This window comes from Pseudomonas persica (assembly GCF_900291015.1).
In the GTDB taxonomy this organism is placed as follows: domain Bacteria; phylum Pseudomonadota; class Gammaproteobacteria; order Pseudomonadales; family Pseudomonadaceae; genus Aquipseudomonas.
The window spans coordinates 1-20,141 of sequence record NZ_OLKL01000051.1 but is presented as its reverse complement, the minus strand read 5'-3'; the positions used below and the strand labels follow the sequence as shown (position 1 = coordinate 20,141).

At 62.4% G+C, this 20,141-nt stretch carries 12 protein-coding genes and 2 pseudogenes; 7 read left to right on the top strand and 7 right to left on the bottom strand.

All coding sequences use genetic code 11. The annotated features are described in order from the left end of the window. Positions 1 to 54: 54 nt before the first annotated feature. Positions 55 to 5,565, bottom strand: coding sequence for a dermonecrotic toxin domain-containing protein (locus tag FQ664_RS23960; protein ID WP_144175384.1), 5,511 nt, complete (start codon positions 5,563 to 5,565; stop codon positions 55 to 57). A 193-nt stretch (positions 5,566 to 5,758) separates the two neighbouring features. Here FQ664_RS23960 and pip point away from each other — a divergent pair, with 193 nt between their 5' ends. The 7 genes from pip (at position 5,759) to FQ664_RS23925 (ending at position 14,521) form a co-directional block, all read left to right on the top strand. Further along, entirely contained in the window at positions 5,759 to 6,730 is a 972-nt protein-coding gene (gene pip / locus FQ664_RS23955; protein ID WP_144175382.1) for a prolyl aminopeptidase, read from the top strand. Continuing rightward, positions 6,727 to 7,164, top strand: a complete 438-nt coding sequence (gene dtd, locus FQ664_RS23950) for a D-aminoacyl-tRNA deacylase (RefSeq protein ID WP_144175380.1) — start codon at positions 6,727 to 6,729, stop codon at positions 7,162 to 7,164. Before pip ends, dtd begins: the two co-directional genes overlap by 4 nt. Positions 7,165 to 7,426: 262 nt before the next feature. Beyond that, positions 7,427 to 9,139, top strand: a complete 1,713-nt coding sequence (locus FQ664_RS23945) for a glucan biosynthesis protein G (protein WP_218570414.1) — start codon at positions 7,427 to 7,429, stop codon at positions 9,137 to 9,139. Next, on the top strand, positions 9,132 to 11,705 hold the full coding sequence (gene mdoH, locus FQ664_RS23940; protein ID WP_144175376.1) for a glucans biosynthesis glucosyltransferase MdoH: 2,574 nt from the start codon (positions 9,132 to 9,134) through the stop codon (positions 11,703 to 11,705). The genes FQ664_RS23945 and mdoH overlap by 8 nt, the downstream gene beginning before the upstream one ends. A gap of 249 nt (positions 11,706 to 11,954) precedes the next feature. Next, complete coding sequence (locus FQ664_RS23935; protein WP_144175751.1) at positions 11,955 to 12,752, top strand: transporter substrate-binding domain-containing protein; 798 nt, start codon at positions 11,955 to 11,957, stop codon at positions 12,750 to 12,752. Positions 12,753 to 12,831: 79 nt separating this feature from the next. Beyond that, a complete protein-coding gene (locus FQ664_RS23930) occupies positions 12,832 to 13,794 on the top strand; it encodes an amino acid ABC transporter permease (RefSeq protein WP_144175374.1) in 963 nt (320 codons plus the stop codon). Next, complete coding sequence (locus FQ664_RS23925; protein WP_144175750.1) at positions 13,787 to 14,521, top strand: amino acid ABC transporter ATP-binding protein; 735 nt, start codon at positions 13,787 to 13,789, stop codon at positions 14,519 to 14,521. Before FQ664_RS23930 ends, FQ664_RS23925 begins: the two co-directional genes overlap by 8 nt. Positions 14,522 to 14,894: 373 nt before the next feature. Here the strand turns inward: FQ664_RS23925 and FQ664_RS28360 are convergent, their stop codons facing one another. From FQ664_RS28360 to FQ664_RS23900, 6 genes and pseudogenes are all read right to left on the bottom strand, one after another. Further along, positions 14,895 to 15,599, bottom strand: coding sequence for a methyl-accepting chemotaxis protein (locus FQ664_RS28360; protein WP_474707151.1), 705 nt, complete (start codon positions 15,597 to 15,599; stop codon positions 14,895 to 14,897). Between the two features lie 198 nt (positions 15,600 to 15,797). Then, positions 15,798 to 16,838: pseudogene (locus FQ664_RS28355) on the bottom strand (methyl-accepting chemotaxis protein); the annotation flags it as partial. Positions 16,839 to 17,099: 261 nt separating this feature from the next. Next, positions 17,100 to 17,813: a methyl-accepting chemotaxis protein gene (locus FQ664_RS28350; protein WP_404940928.1), complete on the bottom strand. Its 714-nt coding sequence runs from the start codon at positions 17,811 to 17,813 to the stop codon at positions 17,100 to 17,102. Positions 17,814 to 17,954: 141 nt separating this feature from the next. Then, positions 17,955 to 18,899: pseudogene (locus FQ664_RS28345) on the bottom strand (methyl-accepting chemotaxis protein); the annotation flags it as partial. 218 nt (positions 18,900 to 19,117) lie between these two features. After that, entirely contained in the window at positions 19,118 to 19,825 is a 708-nt protein-coding gene (locus FQ664_RS23905) for a 16S rRNA (uracil(1498)-N(3))-methyltransferase (RefSeq protein ID WP_144175366.1), read from the bottom strand. Beyond that, positions 19,822 to 20,141: twin-arginine translocase subunit TatC (locus FQ664_RS23900; RefSeq protein ID WP_178091044.1), on the bottom strand; the 320-nt coding region annotated here is incomplete at its 5' end. The genes FQ664_RS23905 and FQ664_RS23900, both read right to left, overlap by 4 nt.

Genomic DNA, 20,141 nt, shown 5'->3' with positions numbered 1-20,141 from the left:
GATGCATGGCTGAATGCCCGGTAGCCTGTGGCCGGCTGCCGGGCGTTGCAGCGATCAGTTATGCAGGTACTCGCGTACCCGTTCAATGGTCAGCTGGTGAATGCGGCTGAGCACAGCGGCCTCATGGTCGCGCCTGAGCTGCTCGTACATTGGCTGAAGTGCTTCGATGGTCATGTCCGGGTATCTGTCAGGCAGGTTGAGCACGCTGAGCTCATAGGCCTCCTGCTGCTGGCTGAAGTACGCTTGATCGGTACTTTTCAGATACTCCACCCAGCGTGGCTGGGCGGCGGCATAGTCGAGCCAGCGGTGGTCATTCTCCAGTTGGCGTACATGGTCGACAACGGCTTCGCGTTCGCGCTGGCTCACATGTGCCGATGCTTCATAGAGCATGCCTTGTGGTGGCAGCGGCAAGTCAAGTTCAGCACTCAGGCGCAAGCGGTAGGCCAGCCGTACCTCTGCCTCGTCCCGCCCGGCAAGGTGAGCGCTGGCGTACTCGTCAAGCGCCTGCAAACGATACTGGCTGCGCATCCACCGGAACAGGTTTTCGCCATAGTGCTCGCGCGGCCCGCCCAGGATGCCTTCCAGGAGGATTTGCTGTTCGATCTGGCCGAACACCAGCAACACGCCGTCTTCACACGTCTGGTTGCCGTCAGCTTGGGGCAAGGCCTCTTGTGCTATGCCGTTGAACAAAGCGCGCAGGCCATCGTCACGGTCCGCAGCCTCGAGTACCGCCCATACGCGCTCAATCAACTGCGGGCGCTGGGTTGTGTTCCGATAAGGCGCAGCGTGCGTCAGCCGCTGTACCAGGCGCAGCAGGTTGTTGTCGGCATCGCGCAGCTCCAGTCTGGCCCAGGTGCCGCGTCGGGTGCTCGCTTGTCCATCTTGTATCGATAACCAGGGATCGACAGTGGGTACTTCCTGCTCTACATATGCCGGTGAATGGATATGCCCACTGGATGCGCCAGAGCTGCTTATCGAATCGGAGTGCAAGACCGGGGACATCGCCTCGATATCAGGCGGCAGGTCCATGTTGAAAGAGTAGCGCCGGTGATACCCCTCGGAGGTATGGGCACTGATCATCGTTTCTCGGCTCAACGGATTGCCCAACAGCGAAATTTCAGTATGGACGCCATCATTGTGTGGATTGTCGAGAATATGCTCAGGCAACGTGCTGATGTGGTTATGGTCAAGGTCCAGAACGCTGAGCGGCAGCATGGATTCGACCCATTCGGGCCATGCGACCAAGCCTGTGTTATCCAGGTGCAACATGCTCAAACGACGCGGCAAGATTGAATGATCTGTGATCTGGCCGATGGCATTGCCGCTGAGTTCAAGCGTATCAAGCCGGCGGATCTGGCCAAGCAAGGTCATGGCCTGCTGGTCCACCAGCAGGCCCTGGTCAACCAGGACCAAGACGCGAAGCTGCTCCAACTGCCGCAGCGCATTCGGGACTGCCTGGAGTGGGTAGGCATGCCCATGCATTCGCAGCGTTTCAAGGTTTGGAAAACGCATGAGAAAGTCGTCCAGCTGAGGCTGCCAGAACGCTATCCGGTCAAGCTGCAAGCTGCGCAGGCGATTGCAGAAAAACGCGGGCAATTGTTCGGGAAACTGTTCGAGGCTGACATTTCTGAGTTCCAGCGCGGAGAGGTTGTTCCCTTCGGCTTGGCGACGCCAGGCATTCATGATGCATTCGCCTATGTGTTGCCGGTTCGCTGCCTGCGCAGACGATGAGGCCTGGCCGTCAGTCCAGCGCTCGATGGCAGCTGTCAGTTCGGCGCGTTCGGCTTGCAAATCCGCTATTTGTGTCAGCAGCCATTGCGGCACATCCAGTTCAAACCGGATTGGGCATTCCGGGTGGCTCCAGTCAAGCAGGACCCTGCGAATGGTCTGGTCAGTCAGGACATTGCCATGCAGGTTGATCCGCGTCGGCGAGGCCAAGGAGCCGGGCTGATTGAAAAGGTCATCCGGAATGCTGGTAATGCCGTTTTCTCTCAGTGAGAGTATTTCCACCTCTCCCAGATTGACGGGCACTATCCAGGCAGGCCATTGGCCTAGCGCCATACGATCAAGGCCGAGGTAGCGAAGACGCATTTGCAGCAAGGTCGCAAGGTTCGCATGATCCGGCACGAGGTTGCCGGCCAGGTCCAGCACTTCAAGGTGCGGCATCGCCCGCAGCCCCTGTATCTCCCACGAACCGAGCACCAGGTTCTGGTTGATCAGGCGCAACTCCTGCAAGTTGGGAAAACGCTGGAACAGTGTCGGAAGCAGAGGGAGGCTTACGCTACTGCGGTTGTAGATTGCCGTGGTCAGTTCCAGTGACCTTAGGTCGCTGAACTGCCCGAGGAAAGTGACCATCGTTTCATGAGCGCGGAGGAAGTCATTGGCCGTCGGCCTAGTTGTCTGGATATGAAGACGCCTGATCCGGTGACCGAGAAACGCAGGCAGGCGAGTAGGCAACAGCGTCGGCGATATCTCTAGCAGCGACAGAACGGCCGGCGTTCCCAATACGTCGGCCAAGGCGGTGTCGAACCATGTTTGCCAGATTGCCTGTACTATCCTCGTACGGCCTGGCGCCTCGGCTTGAGGGTCCAGCGAGTGTGCCGAGCCTTCTCCCCATGTATCCATGGCTTGTTCGAGTTGGCTGCGCTCGTCCAGAAGTTGCCGCAGCCTGTCCAGAATGCTCTGGCGGTCGTGGTTCGCTTCCAGTGCCCTGAGTATGTTTTCCGGCACCATGTTCAGGCCTGAACCCAGCTGCAGGGTGAGTATCAGGTCCAGCAATGTGTCCCTTGCAATGAAATTGCCCAGTGCGCCTCTGCCGCTCAGGGCGTAGCCGATACGCCCCCCTGCCAGGCGCATGGGAGGCACGTTGGCTGGGTGAGACGGTTGCATTCCCAGCACCTTGCGCAAGCTATGGCGTGGCAGCGGGTTACGCTGGATCGCCGCTTGCAGGTCCTGTTTTTGCCATGTGCCCGGTAAACCCAGCACCGCCCGTTGCTCGTCAGGTAATGCGTGCAGTACCGACGCATAGAGGTCGTCAGCGCCATTCAAATGCAAGCCTTGATGATCCTGGACCTGGTATCGGGTGCCATCACGTAGCAGGATCTTCAGTGTTGCTGCATTGGGCGTGCCGATGCTGTCGATCAACGGGCCGCCTTGCCAATGGTCGCGTATCTCCAGGCGCAACTGGCCTGGCCACCCGGTCATCCGTTCGAGGCTGTGGAAAATAAGTTTATCTGTGTCGGGGTTGTAGGCCGGGGTCTCCAGGTATAGCCCTTCGTAGGCTCGGGCCAGGCGTATCTCCTGTTGATACACCCTGATTTCCTGGGCGAGGCGAAGAGGTACCCGGCCCTGCGTGAGCTGGCGCCGTTCCTGCGCAGTGGCGTGGAACCCAAGCTCCTCGGCGACGGCCGTCGGTAGTTGCGGATAGTGCTGCCGGATGGCCAACGCTGCGCTGTCGGTGGTCCTGGACAGGGTCAGGTAGACGTGGTCGAACGTCTCGGTCCTGGCTGCCGGTTCATTTGCTGGATGAGAGTGCCGGGCTTGCTCATCCGCTGCGAAGCGTCGCCTTGTGTCTTCCAGCAATGCCGGCGGCCGGTCGTTCTCGCTCAGGGTGCGGCGCAGTACTGCTTCATGGGTACCGCTGACGCGCAGGAGCTGCTGTGTGGTCTGCTCATCCAGCTGCCAGAACTCGGAGCTCAAGCGTTGTACCAGCCGGGCTCCTTGCCATTCCAGCGGGCGGTCCAGTTCATGTTGCCAGGTACCGGCACCGTTATGGCGCAACCTGGGTTCATAAGTCCCGGTCAGCGTGCTGTGTCGGGCACGGTAGTCGGTGTCTTGCGGGTGGCGGGTAACGGCATAATACTTGTCCTCGATGGCCACCCACGCCTTGCCCTCGTAGTGATAGATGCCGAATTGGTCCGCTTCCAGGCCCACGGGGAGAATGATGTCGTGGGCATACGGCAGCATGTCTGTTTTCCACAGCCGCTCTTGTCCATCGGGCATCGTCACCGGCTCCAGTTCGGTGATGAAGGAAGGGGTTTCCACAGGGATGATTTCTCTGGCCGGTACACCGCTTTGGCCTGCCGCGCCCAGTGCGCCGATCAACGCGACGTTTTCGATCACATCGGTCAGGTAGCCCCAGGCCTGCTCCTGCTCGTCGCGGGACCACGCCTGGATGCCATCGAAGGATTCGGATGCCAGCTGCATGACGTTGACCACAGCCATCGCTTCGCCGAGGGCGGGTACGATGAACGCCGCTGCGTTGAAGGCGCCTAGGCCGAATGCCAGAAAATGATGGATGCGCTCATCAAATGCTTGCTGGTTCTTCAGGCGGGTGGGTACGGCATGGAACAGCGCATCGTTTTTTACCGAGGCCAGTTTCCTTGTCAGCATCTCATCCAGTGGTGGCCCGGCGAGCTTGCTGGCGCGCAAATGCAGCGAGGGATTGGCGCTGCGTTGACGCATCGAAAGATTGGCTTGCGCGCTCCAGTCATAGGGGTAGATGCAGTCGACGACCTTTTGTCGCAACTCGGCCCGGTGTCGTGCAGGGAAGAAACGCTGGAAGAAATCCAGGTAGTTCATCTGCTCAAGCCGTTTCACCAGCGCATGGGTAAAGGCGCTCGACGACGAATACTCTTTCAGCGGCGCCACCGGGTCGCCAGGGATATAAACCACCACGGGCAGTGGTTTCGCGGCGCTTTCCAGGTCGTCGCTGAAAGCCAGCACGGAGGTAAGCGGTGTATCCCAAAGCCGAAGCGCATAGGCGGTCAGGTCCGGAGTGCCGTCATCAAGAGACTGCCCGGCAGCCGCCGCCTTTATCCGCTGGTACAGTGCCTCGCCCACATCACCTTTCAGGTATGCCATGTGCGCGTCGACCAGCAGCGCAGAGCGCTCGGCCATTCGCTGTTCGTCCGTGGCCGCCAGCGTCGTGTCGATCAAGGCTTGATAGCCTTGCCCGAGGTCGAGCTCACGGCAAAGCGCCGCAAAATGCGCCGGCTCGATGTCGTAAAGCGTGCCTTTATCGAGGGCCGGGCCAGCGGTGATCTTTGCGCGGATGCGCTGGTCGAAATCCAGCGCGCCCAAGGTGGTTTCGGATGGGCTGAAATTTTGTAGCGCTGCGGTCAACAGGGTCCTGTAGTCGGTGCGCAGCACTGATTTCCTGATATCGCGCGGATAGCTCGCAACAACGGTACTGCTGGCGTGCGTGAACCATTGACGGGCGTCATTCAGGTAGGTCGTGCGAACATCGAGGTCGATACCGAACCGGGCCTTGATGGCCGCGGCCAGCAGGGGTGCCGCGTACGCTTCGACGGTTGGAAGAGTACCAACGGTGAGGGCCAGTTGCCGTGCGCTTTTGCGATACGCAGCATAATCGTGCAACAGCTCCCTGACGACGTGCGGATGAGAGCGGTTGGCCTGGTCAAACCAGTTCCACATGGATGGGCTGAAGGTTTGCAGGGCACTGATCTCGTCCGCGGTAAGGTTGCTCAACCATTCTGGAAACCTGGCCTGGATGATCTCGGCGTGCCGAGCGGAAGCGGCGGGCGATTGGGGAAGCTTTTGCATCAAAATCTCCGGATACCTGTCGATCGAGGGCGCCAGAGGCTTGCTCCAAGCCCTGGCTAGCGGAAATTCTGGCGTTGTGGCCGCTTCGCAGGTGTTAGATAGTTGCTCCAAGAACTCGCTGCCGACACATGCTCAAAGCGCAATTCAGGTTTATGATGGCCCACGGCAGAATCATCCTCACACGGAGTGCGCAATGCAGACCCTGTACCCGCAGATCAAACCCTACGCCCGGCACGATCTGGCCGTGGAAGCGCCGCATGTACTGTATGTAGACGAAAGCGGCTCGCCAGAAGGTCTGCCGGTGGTGTTCATCCACGGAGGCCCGGGCGCCGGTTGCGATGCCCAGAGCCGTTGTTACTTCGACCCTAACCTGTATCGCATCATCACCTTCGACCAGCGCGGTTGTGGCCGCTCCACGCCGCACGCGAGCCTGGAGAACAACACCACCTGGCACCTGGTCGAAGACCTCGAACGCATTCGCGAACACCTGGGGATCGACAAATGGGTGCTATTCGGCGGCTCGTGGGGCTCCACCCTGGCGCTGGCCTATGCCCAGACCCACCCCGAGCGGGTGCATGGCCTGATCCTGCGCGGTATCTTCCTGTGCCGCCCGCAGGAGATCCAATGGTTCTACCAGGAAGGCGCCAGCCGCCTGTTCCCGGACTACTGGCAGGACTACATCGCGCCGATCCCGCCGGAAGAGCGTGGTGACCTGGTCACGGCCTTCCACAAGCGCCTGACCGGCAACGACCAGATCGCCCAGATGCACGCGGCCAAGGCCTGGTCCACCTGGGAGGGCCGTACTGCCACCCTGCGCCCCAACCCGCTGGTGGTCGATCGCTTCTCCGAGCCGCAGCGCGCGCTGTCGATCGCCCGCATCGAATGCCACTACTTCATGAATAACGCTTTCCTCGAGCCGGACCAGCTGATCCGCGACCTGCCGAAAATCGCCCATCTGCCGGCGGTGATCGTGCATGGCCGCTATGATGTGATCTGTCCGCTGGACAACGCCTGGGCACTGCACCAGGCCTGGCCGAACAGTGAACTGAAGGTGATCCGTGACGCTGGCCACGCGGCTTCCGAGCCGGGCATCACCGATGCCTTGGTGCGTGCCGCCGACCAGATGGCCCGGCGCTTGCTTGACCTGCCCCTGGAAGAAGCATGAAGGGCTTGCTGCAGCGTGTGCGCGGCGCACGGGTGGAAGTAGCGGGGGAGGTGGTGGGTGCCATCGACCAGGGTTTGCTGGTGCTGGTGGCCGTGGAGCCTGAAGATTCCCGTGAGCAGGCCGATAAGCTGCTGCACAAGCTGTTGAACTACCGGGTGTTCAGCGACGAGCAGGGCAAGATGAACCTGTCGCTCAAGGATGTCGGGGGTGGTTTGTTGCTGGTGTCGCAGTTCACCCTGGCTGCAGATACCCGCAACGGCATGCGCCCGAGCTTCTCGACGGCAGCGCCACCGGCCCTCGGCGCCGAGTTGTTCGACTATCTTTTGCAGCAAGCCAAGGCTCGGCACACCGACGTGGCAAGCGGGCAATTCGGCGCAGACATGCAGGTGCACCTGGTCAATGATGGCCCTGTAACATTTATGTTACAAATGTGAGGGCAAAAACCCCTTGTTCACAGGAAAACAAGGGGTTTTGTACGATAAATAGTTGTTCCAGCCTGATGCGTTGTCACGCGACCTGCTGGATAATCGCGCGCTGCATGGACCTGCGTTCGCAGGTTCGTTTCACTCTGACTCGAGCATTGTCTGGATCCGTTTGGGGAATCATTACGCCCTCACGGGGTCCGAACAGTGCTCGCCAACCCGGCATTTGTCGCTGGCCGTTGGTTTCATGATCTGTTTTCGGCGAGGGTTGCTCGTGATTGTTAGTCCCCAAAAAGCATCAAGAATCCCCGGAACCGGGCTGCGCAAGGCCCTGATGGCCAGTGTGGCACTGGTCGGCCTGATGAGCGCGGGCCAGCTGTGGGCATTCAATCTTGACGATGTTGCAGCCAAGGCAAAGGATCTGGCCGGCCAGAAGTACGACGCACCGAAAAGCAACCTGCCAGCAGTATTCCGCGACATGAAGTTTGCGGACTACCAGAAGATTCATTTCCTGCAGGAAAAGGCCGAGTGGGCCAAGGACAAGACCCCGTTCAAACTGTCGTTCTATCACCAGGGCATGCACTTCGACACCCCGGTGAAAATCAACGAGGTCACCGCCACCAAGGTCGAGGAAATCAAGTACGACCCGAGCCGTTTCGAGTTCGGTGACGTGCCACACGACCCGGAAACCACCAAGAACCTGGGCTACGCCGGTTTCCGCGTGCTGTACCCGATCAACAAGGCCGACAAGCAGGACGAGATCATGACCCTGCTTGGCGCCAGCTATTTCCGCGTAGTCGGCAAGGGCCACGTGTACGGCCTGTCGGCCCGTGGCCTGGCCATCGACACCGCGCTGCCGTCGGGCGAGGAGTTCCCGCGCTTCACCGAGTTCTGGGTCGAGAAGCCCAAGCCGGCCGACAAGCACCTGGTGATCTACGCCCTGCTGGACTCGCCGCGCTCCACCGGCGCCTACAAGCTGACCCTGCGCCCGGGCAACGACACCGTGGTCGACGTGCAGTCCCGCGTGTTCCTGCGTGACCATGTCAGCCGCCTGGGCATTGCCCCGCTGACCAGCATGTACCTGTTCGGCCCTAACCAGCCGTCCAAGGTCCTCAACTACCGCCCGGCCCTGCACGACTCCGAAGGCCTATCGATCCATGCCGGCAACGGCGAGTGGCTGTGGCGCCCGCTGAACAACCCGAAACACCTGGCCGTGAGCAACTTCAGCGTCGAGAACCCGCGTGGTTTCGGCCTGATGCAGCGCCAGCGCGCCTTCAGCGACTACGAAGACCTCGACGACAACTACCAGAAGCGCCCGAGCGCCTGGATCGAGCCGAAGGGTGACTGGGGCAAGGGCACCGTCGACCTGGTCGAAATCCCGACTGCCGACGAGACCAACGACAACATCGTGGCCTTCTGGAGCCCGGAAAAGCTGCCTGAGCCAGGCAAGCCGTTCGAGTACGCCTACCGCCTGCACTGGACCATCGACGAGCCGAAGTTCCAGGCCCCCGAGCTGGGCTGGGTCAAGCAGACCCTGCGTTCCACTGGCGACGTCAAGCAGTCCAACCTGATCCGCCAGCCAGACGGCAGCGTGGCCTTCCTGGTCGACTTCGCCGGCCCGGCGCTGGCCGCCCTGCCGGAAGACACCGCTGTGCGCAGCCAGATCAGCGTGGGCGACAACGCCGAGGTGGTCGAGAACAACCTGCGCTATAACCCTGAGACCAAGGGCTGGCGCCTGACCCTGCGTTTGAAGGTCAAGGAAGCCAACAAATCGACCGAAATGCGTGCCGCGCTGGTGCGTGACGTGCCGGTCGAAGCCGCCAAGCCTGCCAAGCAGGACAAGGCTGCAGCCAAGCAAGCCAAGGCCGAGAAAACCGCCAAGGCCGAACAACCTGCCGCCGATGCGGCGTCCACCAACGGGACCCCGGCCACCACCGAGAAGGTGCTGACCGAGACCTGGAGCTATCAGTTGCCTGCCGATGAGTAACTCAAGCGCAAGGCCGGAATCGCTTCGCGAGTACCTGGCCCACCTACCACTGAGCGACGAGCAACGGGCGGAACTCGCCAGCTGCACGTCATTCAGTGAGCTGCACCAACGCCTGGCGGCCAATCCGGTCGCCAGCTCTGCCGAGGCCGTGCAGGCCTCGGTGGGCCCGCGCCTGACCGTAGGCAGCGCCGCCGAGCTGGAAGACGCCGAAATGCTCGGCGTCGACGGCAGCGGCCGCCTGTGCCTGAAGATCGCCCCGCCGATCAAGCGCACCAAGGTCGTGCCCGAGCCATGGCGTACCAACGTGCTGATCCGCATGTGGCGGCGCATGACTGGCCGCACCAACGCGCCGCAGCCGCCCAAGCGCGAGTTGCCGCCGGCCCGCTGGCGCACGGTCGGTTCGATCCGCCGTTACATCCTGCTGGCGCTGATGATCGGCCAGACCATCGTCGCCGGCTGGTACATGAAGGGTATCCTGCCGTACCAGGGCTGGTCTTTCGTGGACTTTGACGAAATCGTCAACCAGCCGCTGTGGGACACGGTGGTGCAGGTATGGCCGTATGCCTTGCAGACGTCCATCCTGATCCTCTTCGGCATTCTGTTCTGCTGGGTGTCGGCGGGCTTCTGGACCGCGCTGATGGGCTTCCTCGAGCTGCTCACCGGGCGTGACAAATACAAGATTTCCGGTAGCAGCGCAGGCAACGAGCCGATCGCCCCCGAGGCGCGTACCGCGCTGGTGATGCCGATCTGCAACGAAGACGTGCCACGCGTGTTCGCCGGCCTGCGCGCAACGTTCGAGTCGGTGGCCGCCAGCGGCAACCTCGACCGCTTCGACTTTTTCGTGCTCAGCGACACCAACGACACCGACATCGCCGTGGCCGAACAACAGGCCTGGCTGGACGTGTGCCGTGAAACCAAAGGCTTTGGCCGCATCTTCTACCGCCGCCGCCGGCGCCGGGTGAAACGCAAGAGCGGCAACCTCGACGACTTCTGCCGTCGCTGGGGCGGCGAGTACAAGTACATGGTCGTACTCGACGCTGACAGCGTCATGAGCGGCGAGTGCCTGAGCAGCCTGGTGCGCCTGATGGAGGCCAATCCGGACGCCGGCATCATCCAGACCGGGCCGAAAGCCTCGGGCATGGACACCCTGTATGCACGCATGCAGCAGTTCGCCACCCGTGTGTACGGCCCGCTGTTCACCGCCGGCCTGCACTTCTGGCAGTTGGGCGAGTCGCACTACTGGGGCCACAATGCGATCATCCGCATGAAACCGTTCATCGAGCATTGCGCCCTGGCGCCGTTGCCGGGCAAGGGGGCGTTCGCCGGTGCAATCCTCTCCCACGACTTTGTCGAAGCCGCGCTGATGCGCCGTGCCGGCTGGGGCGTGTGGATTGCCTACGACCTGCCGGGCAGCTACGAAGAACTGCCGCCGAACCTGCTCGACGAGCTCAAGCGCGACCGCCGCTGGTGCCACGGCAACCTGATGAACTTCCGCCTGTTCCTGGTCAAGGGCATGCACCCGGTGCACCGTGCGGTGTTCCTCACCGGGGTGATGTCGTACCTGTCGGCGCCGCTGTGGTTCCTGTTCCTGGTGCTGTCGACCGCGCTGCTGGCGACCAACACGCTGATGGAGCCGCAGTACTTCATCGAGCCGTACCAGCTCTACCCGCTGTGGCCGCAGTGGCATCCGGAGAAGGCCGTAGCGTTGTTCTCCACCACCATCGTGCTGTTGTTCCTGCCCAAGCTGCTCAGCGTCATCCTGATCTGGGCCAAGGGCGCGACCGAGTTTGGCGGGCGCATCAAGGTCACCCTGTCGATGCTGCTGGAGATGCTGTTCTCCATGCTGCTGGCACCGGTGCGCATGATCTTCCACACCCGCTTCGTGCTGGCCGCGTTCCTCGGCTGGGCCGCGTCCTGGAACTCGCCGCAGCGTGACGACGACTCCACGCCATGGAGCGAAGCGGTGCGCCGCCATGGCCCGCAGACCCTGCTGGGCATCGCCTGGGCGGCGCTGGTGGCCTGGCTGAACCCGAGCTTCCTGTGGTGGCTGGCGCCTATCGTCGGTTCGCTGGTGCTGTCGATCCCGGTTTCGGTGATCTCCAGCCGCACCCGCCTGGGCCTGGCGGCCAAGGACGAGAAGCTGTTCCTCATCCCCGAGGAATACGCCACCCCGCAAGAGCTGCTGGCCACCGACCAGTACACCCACGAAAATCGCTGGCATGCCCTGCACGACGGTTTCGTGCGGGCTGTGGTCGACCCGCGGCAAAACGCCCTGGCCTGTGCCATGGCCACTGCCCGTCATGGCCAGGCGGCACCGATCGAGGCACTGCGCGTCGAGCGCGTGGCCAAGGCGATGGAGGTCGGGCCGCAAGGGCTGGACCTCAATACCCGCCTGGCCCTGCTCAGCGACCCGGTGGCGCTGACCCGCCTGCACGAGCAGGTCTGGGCCGAGCACAATGCGGCGTGGATCAACGTGTGGCGTGCATCGATCAAGAACGACCCGCATTCGCCGCTGTTGCCGCTGCATCCGGAGAATCAAGGCCAACCGGCACTCGTCGGCGCCTGACAGGGCCTCTTCGCGGCGGTTCGGCGGCCGGATGAACCCGCTCCCACAGGGTTATTCACAGCCCCTGTGGGAGCGGGTTCACCCGCGAAGCTTTTAGGGCCCTTCCTCGATTTTGGCCAACAAAGTCCCCCCCGGCTCTAGGTCCCCGAGCCGGCATGCGTTAGCATCCCTCTCGATATAACGCATTGGCCGCTACGGCCATGCCAACAATAAGATTCGCTACTTTTCTTGCTAGGGGACTTGGTGATGATCAAGAAATACCTTTCGCGACTGCTGGTCGGTGTCACCGCCCTGGTCGCCGTGACGGCGGCCCAGGCGGGCGCCATCGATGACGCGGTCAAGCGTGGCACCCTGCGGGTAGGCATGGACCCGACCTACATGCCGTTCCAGATGACCAACAAGCGTGGCGAGATCATCGGCTTCGAAGTCGATATCCTCAAAGCCATGGCCAAGTCCATGGGCGTCAAGTTCGAGCCGGTCTCCACCGCCTATGACGGCATCATCCCGGCGCTGCTGACCGACAAGTTCGACATGATCGGCAGCGGCATGACCCTGACCCAGGAACGCAACCTGCGCCTGAACTTCAGCGAACCCTTCATCGTGGTTGGCCAGACCCTGCTGATCCGCAAGGAACTGGCGGGCGAGATCAAGTCGTACAAGGACCTGAACAACGAGAAGTACCGCCTGACTTCCAAGCTCGGTACCACCGGTGAAATGGTCTCCAAGAAGCTGATCGGCAAAGCCAAGTACCATGGCTACGACAACGAGCAGGAAGCGGTGATGGACGTGGTCAATGGCAAGGCTGACGCCTTCGTCTATGACGCGCCTTACAACGTTGTGGCAGTGGACAAGGCCGGTGCCGGCAAACTGCTGTTCCTCGAAGAACCCTTCACCTACGAGCCGCTGGCCTTCGGCCTGAAGAAAGGCGACTACGACAGCATCAACTTCATCAACAACTTCTTGCACCAGATCAAGCATGACGGGACCTACGATCGTATTCACGACAAGTGGTTCAAGAACAAGGACTGGCTGAAGGAAATGGAATAAGGCCCAGGCCACAAGCCCGGCTTTATGACCCCGACGCGCAGGCAAACCCTGCGCGTTCGCATTTACGGAAGTACCCCACGTGATCAAACACAAGAAAGCCCAGTGGCCCTGGCACAGTTTGACCGCCCTGGTCCTGGTGGGCCTGGCGTTCAGCCTGTACATGGCCACCTCGATGATTTCCTACGAGTGGCGCTGGAACCGCGTACCGCAGTACTTCGCCTACAAGGCCGAGGAAGCACAGCGCGCCGCCGGTTACGGCACCGTGCAGGAGATCGTCATCTCTGGCGACAATGCCCGTGTCACGCTGAAAGATGAGAGCGGTGCCGAGCAGGTGCTCGACGTGGCCAAGGACAGCCTGCAGCTGGCTCGTGGCGACGATGTTTCCGAAGGCGACCAGATTGGCGTCACCCGCCACTGGGCGGCAGGCCCGCTGGCCTGGGGCCTGTGGACCACACTTTGGATTTCGGTGGTGTCCGGCGCCCTGGGCCTGGTGATCGGCCTGTTCGCCGGCCTTTGCCGCCTGTCCAGCAACCCCACCCTGCGTGACCTGTCGACGGTGTATGTCGAACTGGTGCGCGGTACCCCGCTGCTGGTGCAAATCTTCATCTTCTACTTCTTCATCGGTACCGTGCTCAACCTGTCCCGCGAGTTTGCCGGGGTGGCCGCGCTGGCGCTGTTCACCGGCGCCTACGTGGCCGAAATCGTCCGTGCCGGCGTGCAGTCCATCGCCAAGGGCCAGAACGAAGCGGCCCGCTCGCTGGGCCTGAACGCGGGCCAGTCGATGCGCCACGTGATCCTGCCGCAGGCTTTCAAGCGCGTGCTGCCGCCTTTGGCCGGCCAGTTCATCAGCCTGGTCAAGGACACCTCGCTGGTCTCGGTGATCGCCATCACCGAACTGACCAAGAGCGGCCGCGAGGCCATTACCACCTCGTTCTCGACCTTCGAGATCTGGTTCTGCGTGGCAGGCTTGTACCTGCTGATCAACCTGCCGCTGTCACACCTGGCCAGCCGGCTCGAGCGGAGGCTTGCGCAAAGTGATTGAAGTCCGTGACCTGCTGAAAGTCTTCGACACCCGTGGCCACGTGGTACGGGCTGTGGATAACGTCACCACCCAGGTCGCCAAGGGCGAAGTGGTGGTGGTGCTCGGCCCGTCGGGCTCGGGCAAGTCGACCTTCCTGCGCTGCCTCAACGGCCTGGAGCATTTCGACGAAGGCCATGTGGCCATCGACGGCCTGCAACTGGCCGACCCGAAGACCGACATCAACGCTTACCGCCGCGAAGTCGGCATGGTGTTCCAGCACTTCAACCTGTTCCCGCACATGACCGTGCTGGAAAACCTGTGCCTGGCACAGAAGGTGGTGCGCAAGCGCAACAAGGCCGAGCGTGAAGCCAAGGCCCGGGCGTTGCTGGAGAAGGTGGGCATTGCGCAGAAGGCCAACGAATACCCGTCGCGCCTGTCCGGTGGCCAGCAGCAGCGGGTGGCGATCGCCCGTGCCCTGGCCATGGACCCGAAAGTGATGCTGTTCGACGAGCCGACCTCGGCGCTTGACCCGGAAATGGTCGGTGAGGTGCTGGACGTGATGAAGACCCTGGCCCAGGAAGGCATGACCATGGTTTGCGTAACCCATGAAATGGGCTTTGCCCGTGAAGTGGCGGACCGGGTGCTGTTCTTCGACCATGGCAAGCTGCTGGAGGACTCGGCGCCGGCTGCGTTCTTCGCCTCGCCGAAAGACCCGCGGGCGCAGGCGTTCCTGCGCCAGGTGCTGTAACCGTTGGGGGGGGCGCTTTGCGCCCCAATCGCTGGCAAGCCAGCTCTCATAGAACTGCACATAACTCGTTGAATTGGCAGGGCCCCTGTGCGAGCGGCTTTAGCCGCGAACACCGGCGCAGCCGGTGCCATGCACCGCGTTGGATTCTTCGCGGCTAAAGCTGCTCCCACAGGATGCACGGACCGCTTGCGAATTCAGTTCTCTATGCGACAGCGCAGCCCAAAGGCTGGGCCATCTCCCACAGGGATTGCGCCAGCCTTTGGAGATTGAGCAAGACAGTTGCTTCAACAGGAGTACCACAGGTCTTGAGAACTGTTCGGTCTCTGTGGGAGCTGGCTTGCCGGCGATGGGCTGCAAAGCAGCCCCGGCAATCTCAGATGTTGAACCGCCCGACCATTCCCCGCAACTGCTGCCCCAACTGCTCCAGTTCCCCACTCGAAGCCGCCGTCTGCTCACTGGCCGCACTGGTCTGATCCGACACATCGCGCACATTCAGCACGCTACGGTTGATCTGCTCGGCCACCACGCTCTGCTCTTCGCTGGCCGTGGCTATCTGCTGGTTCATGCCCTGAATGCTCGACACCGTGTCGGTAATCTGCCCCAGCGCATGCCCGGCCCTGCGGCTCAGCTCCACGCTTTGCTCGGTCAGGCTCTTGCTGCTGTCCAGCAGCCGCGTCACTTCATCAGTCCCGTTGTGCAGGCTGTCGATCAGCTGGCCGATTTCCTCGGTCGCCGTCGAGGTGCGCTGCGCCAGCCCGCGTACTTCGTCCGCCACCACGGCAAAACCACGCCCGGCTTCACCGGCCCGTGCTGCTTCGATCGCCGCGTTCAGCGCCAGCAGGTTGGTCTGCTCGGACACCGACTTGATCACGTCGAGAATGCTGCCAATGCGCTGGCTCTCACCCGCCAGGTGCTGCATGGCCGCCAGGCAATGGTCCATCTGCCCGGCCAGTTGTTCGATACGGCCAATGGCTTCGGCCACCACCTGGTCGCCCATCTGCGCCTGCTGGTCGGCATTGGTCGCGGCCAGCGAGGCCTGTTCGGCGTTCTGCGCCACTTCCTGCACGGTGGCGCTCATCTGGTTCATGGCGGTCGCCACCTGGTCGGTTTCCTCGCGCTGCTGGTTGATGCGCAGCTTGGTATCCTCGCTGCTGGTCGCCAGCTCCGCGGCAGCCTGTGACAATTGGCCGACGCCCTGGTCGATGCCACCGATCAGCTCGCGCAGGCTCAAGGTCATTTCGCGCATGCTGGTCTGCAACTGGCCCATCTCGTCGCGGCGTTGTACTGCTTCGACCTGGCTCAGGTCGCCCTTGGCAATGCGTGCGGCCACGGCCAGGGTCTGGCGCAAGGGTTGGGTGATCTGCAGGGTGATCAGCCACGCGGCCAATACGCCCACTGCCAGCGCCAGCAGCGCCACGCTGGTCAGCAGCGAGCGGGCAGCCAGGGCTTCGCTGTCGCGTTGCTCGACCTTGCGCTTGCCAAGCTCCAGGCTTATCGCGCGCAACTCATTGCCCATTGTTTCCATGTTGTTCTGCAATTGCTCGACGCGCACGGCAGCGCTGCGGTATTGGTCCAGGCTGGCGCGGTACCTGACCAGCTCGGCCGCAGGCTGGTCGATGACGGCGCGCGGCAAGCCCAGGGGGGCGAGGCTTCTGAGCAACTGGTCAAGGCTGGTATCGGCAGCATCCAGGGCACTGTCACCGACCTTGGCGAAGTCCTCGACCGGCGAGAAGGTGTAGGCTGGCACCTGGCTCTGCTGGTTGGCGGCGTCGACATGCCGGCTGAGTGTGTCCATCAGGCCGAGCATGCTACTTTGCTGGTTGTCGGCATTCATCTTCAGCAAGGCCTGGGTCTGCAGCTCGTCGATCACCTCGTTGAGCTTCTGCTCCTGCACTTGCATGGCCTCGCGCAGGGCGACACGGTTGGCGACGCTGCGTTGCAGTTCGCTGAAGTCATCGCGCAGGCGTTGCAGCAGCGCCAGCTTTTCGGTCAGCAATTTCCGCGATTCATCGACGTTACTGCGTTGTTGCATGGTGGTCAGCATGGTGTCCAGTTGCTCGAGGATGCTGGCTATCCGCGACTTGCTGGCGTTGTCGTTGAGTACACGGTAGGTAATGCGCTCCGCGCGCAGATCCTTGGTCAGGTCGTTGATCAAGCCTATTTCGCTGAGTTGCTGCGAGCGCACGATGGCGTCATCCAGCGCGCGCCAGCCGCTGATGGTAGTGGCCAAGGTGAGCAGCAGGACCACGGCGAAGCCGAGGGCGAGCTTGGCACCAACACTGATGTTGCCGAGCTTGCGGTTGAGGTAGCCGAGCATGGTGAGTCTCCGTGCGATTGAGAGGGGGATGCGGGCGCATTGCCGGCATCACACCTCTGCCAATCGGCAGCGGAGCTGTAGGACTTGACCTGATAATTGGGTAGGAAATTTCGCTGCAAAAGGTAGGAAGTTTCGCCCGCACCGGCCTCTTCGCGGGTAAACCCGCTCCCACAGGTACAGCACAGCCCTCAAAGCCTGTGCAGTACCTGTGGGAGCGGGCAAGCCCGCGATGAGGCCAGTCCAGGCGCCCCATTCACCAGATCAAAGCCTGAACCGCCCCACCAACCCCTGCAGATGGGTGCCCAGGCGCGCCAGCTCCACGCTGGAGCTGGCCGTCTCTTCACTGGCCGCCGAGGTCTGGTCAGAAATATCCCGCACATTCATCACGCTGCGGTTGATCTCTTCGGCCACAGCCGTCTGTTCCTCTGCCGCGGTAGCAATCTGCTGGTTCATCGCCTGGATCGACGAGACGGTCCGGGTAATGGTTTCCAGCGAGCTGCCGGCGCGGCGGGTCAGTTCGACGCTGCTGTCGGTCAACTGGCGGCTGCTGTCCATCACGCTGGCCACGCGCTGGGTGCCGCTCTGCAGGCCGGCAATCAGTTCTTCGATCTCTTCGGTCGATTGCTGGGTGCGTTGCGCCAGGCTGCGCACCTCATCGGCCACCACGGCAAAACCACGCCCGGCCTCGCCGGCACGGGCCGCTTCGATCGCCGCGTTGAGGGCCAGCAGGTTGGTCTGCTGGGCCACCGACTTGATCACGTCGAGCACGCTGCCGATCTTGTCGCTTTCGGCCTTGAGTTGGTTCATCGCTTCGCTGGAATTGACCACCTCACCAGCCAGGCGCTCGATCTGCGCCACCGCCTCGCCCACCACGCGGTCACCTTCGCGGGCCTGCTGGTCGGCCATCAACGCGGCTTCCGAGGCCTGCTCGGCGTTGCGCGCCACTTCGTGCACGGTGGCGGTCATCTGGTTCATGGCGGTCGCCACCTGGTCGGTCTCGACCTTCTGGTTGTTGACCCCGGCGCTGGTCTGCTCGGTGACGGCGGACAGCTGCTCGGCAGCGCTGGCAATCTGCGTGACGCCGTCACCGATGCCACCGATCAGCTCACGCAGGCCCTGAGTCATGCGCTGCATGCTGGCTTGCAGCTGGCCCAGTTCGTCGCGGCGGTCAACTTGCAGGTTCTGGCTCAGGTCGCCACTGGCTACGCGTTCGGCGGCGCGCAGGGTCTGGCGCAGGGGGATGATGATCTGCCGGGTAATTGCCCAGGCTGCCAGCAGGCCCAGGGCCAGGGCCAGCACGGTGGCGACCATTAGCAGGGTCTTGGCCTGGGCGGTAGCCGCATCACGCACTTCGGTTTGGGAAGTGGTCATCGCATCGCTGGCCTGTAGCAGCACTGTGCCTTGTTCGGCCATGTGTTGCAGGGCTTGCTCACTGGCCGACTGGGCATCGCCGAACTGGCTGACCGCATCGCGGTATCCGCCCATGGCGGTGGCGGCATCGTCCAGGCTGGTGGCATATTCAGCGGGCAGCTTGGCTGGCAGGGCACGCAGTTCGGCCAAGGCCTGGTCAATGGCTTTCAGTGCGGTTTGCTGGAACTCGGCATTGCCGCTGTAGGTGTAGCCACGCACCTGGAAACGGGCTTGCTGCAGCAGGGAGTTGACCTCCACCGCGCGCTGATACTGGTTGATGTCGCCGCCTTGGCGCAGGCGCTGCTGCACCCGGCCGACCAGTTCCACGGCCTTGTCGGCACTGTCGCCCAGCACGTCGCGGCTTGCCTGACGGCGCTGGCCGGCTTGCTTCAGCTCATTGAATGCCTGTTGGTAGTTGCGCACGGCCTCGCGCTGCTGCTCAAGGCGCTGGCGGTCGGCGGAGTTCTCGATTTGCCCGAGCATCAACTGCACCTGGCGGTCGAGAGTGGCCAGGGCTTTTTCCAGCTCTGCCATCGAGGCTTCGTCACGCTGGCGCTGGTAATGCTGGCGGGCGATGCGCAATTCCTGGGTGTGTTGCTGGATGACCGAGATGTTCCCCAGCTTGTCGCCACGGTCGATGATGCTGTCCATGCCGTGCCAGCCGGTCAGGGTGATGGCCAGGGTCAATAGCAGCACCAGGCCGAAGCCCAGCCCCAGTTTGCGATTGATGCTCATATTGCCCAGCGATTGGGCCAACCATTGATACATGTATGACTCCCCGGCGGCTTGGCAGCACAAATAGTTGTAGTGTTGCCAAGGGCATCGGCCCGCAAGGGGGAAACTTGATGGGCGAAAAAGCGGCGTTTGTGTCAGAAAATGCGCGAAAGCAGCGCGGTGACGGCAGTCTCTACCCGCAGGATGCGATCACCCAGTTGCACCGGCGCCAAGCCAGCCTTGCCCAGCAGGTCGATTTCGTAGGGGATCCAGCCACCCTCGGGGCCGATGGCCAGGGTCACGGCCTGTTCCACGGCGCGCGGGCAGGCCGGGTAGGGGCCAGGGTGACCGACCAGGCCCAGGGTGCCAGCGGCAATCGCTGGCAGGCGGTCTTCGACGAACGGTTTGAAGCGCTTTTCGATGATCACCTCGGGCAGCACCGTGTCGCGTGCCTGCTCAAGGCCGAGAATGAGGTTGTCGCGAATGCTGTCTGGTTGCAGGAATGGCGTTTGCCAGAAGCTCTTCTCGACCTTGTAGCTGTTCACCAGGATCAGCCGCGGTACGCCAAGGGTCGCCACGGTCTGGAACAGCCGGCGCAGCATTTTCGGCCGGGGGACGGCGAGCACCAGTGTCAGCGGCAGCTTGGCCGGTGGCTGCTGGTCAAAGGCGACTTCCAGTTCGGCTTCGTGCTGTTCCAGGCGCAGCACCGTGGCCTTGCCCATCAGGCCGTTGATACGGCCCACACGCAGGTTGTCGCCCACCGCCACACGGTGGATCTCCTGCATGTGGGTGAAGCGCCGATCAGCAAGAACGACGCGGTCGGCCGAGACGAAGTCGGCCTCTTCAAGGAGCAACAGGTTCACGGTTGGGTCGCTGGCGGTTGGTCGTTATGGTCGTTGGCGGTTTCGTCGTGGGCGCTGCGCTTGCGAATCAGGCTGCCGCACAGCACGCCGATCTCGAACAACAGCCACATGGGGACGGCCAGCAGGGTCTGGGAGAAGATGTCCGGGGGGGTAAGGACCATGCCGACCACGAAGCAGCCGATGATCACATAGGGGCGGATCTTCTTCAGGTACTTCACGTCGACCACGCCGATCCATATCAGCAGCACCACCGCCACCGGGATTTCGAAGGCTACGCCAAAGGCGAAGAACAGCGTCATCACGAAGTCGAGGTAGC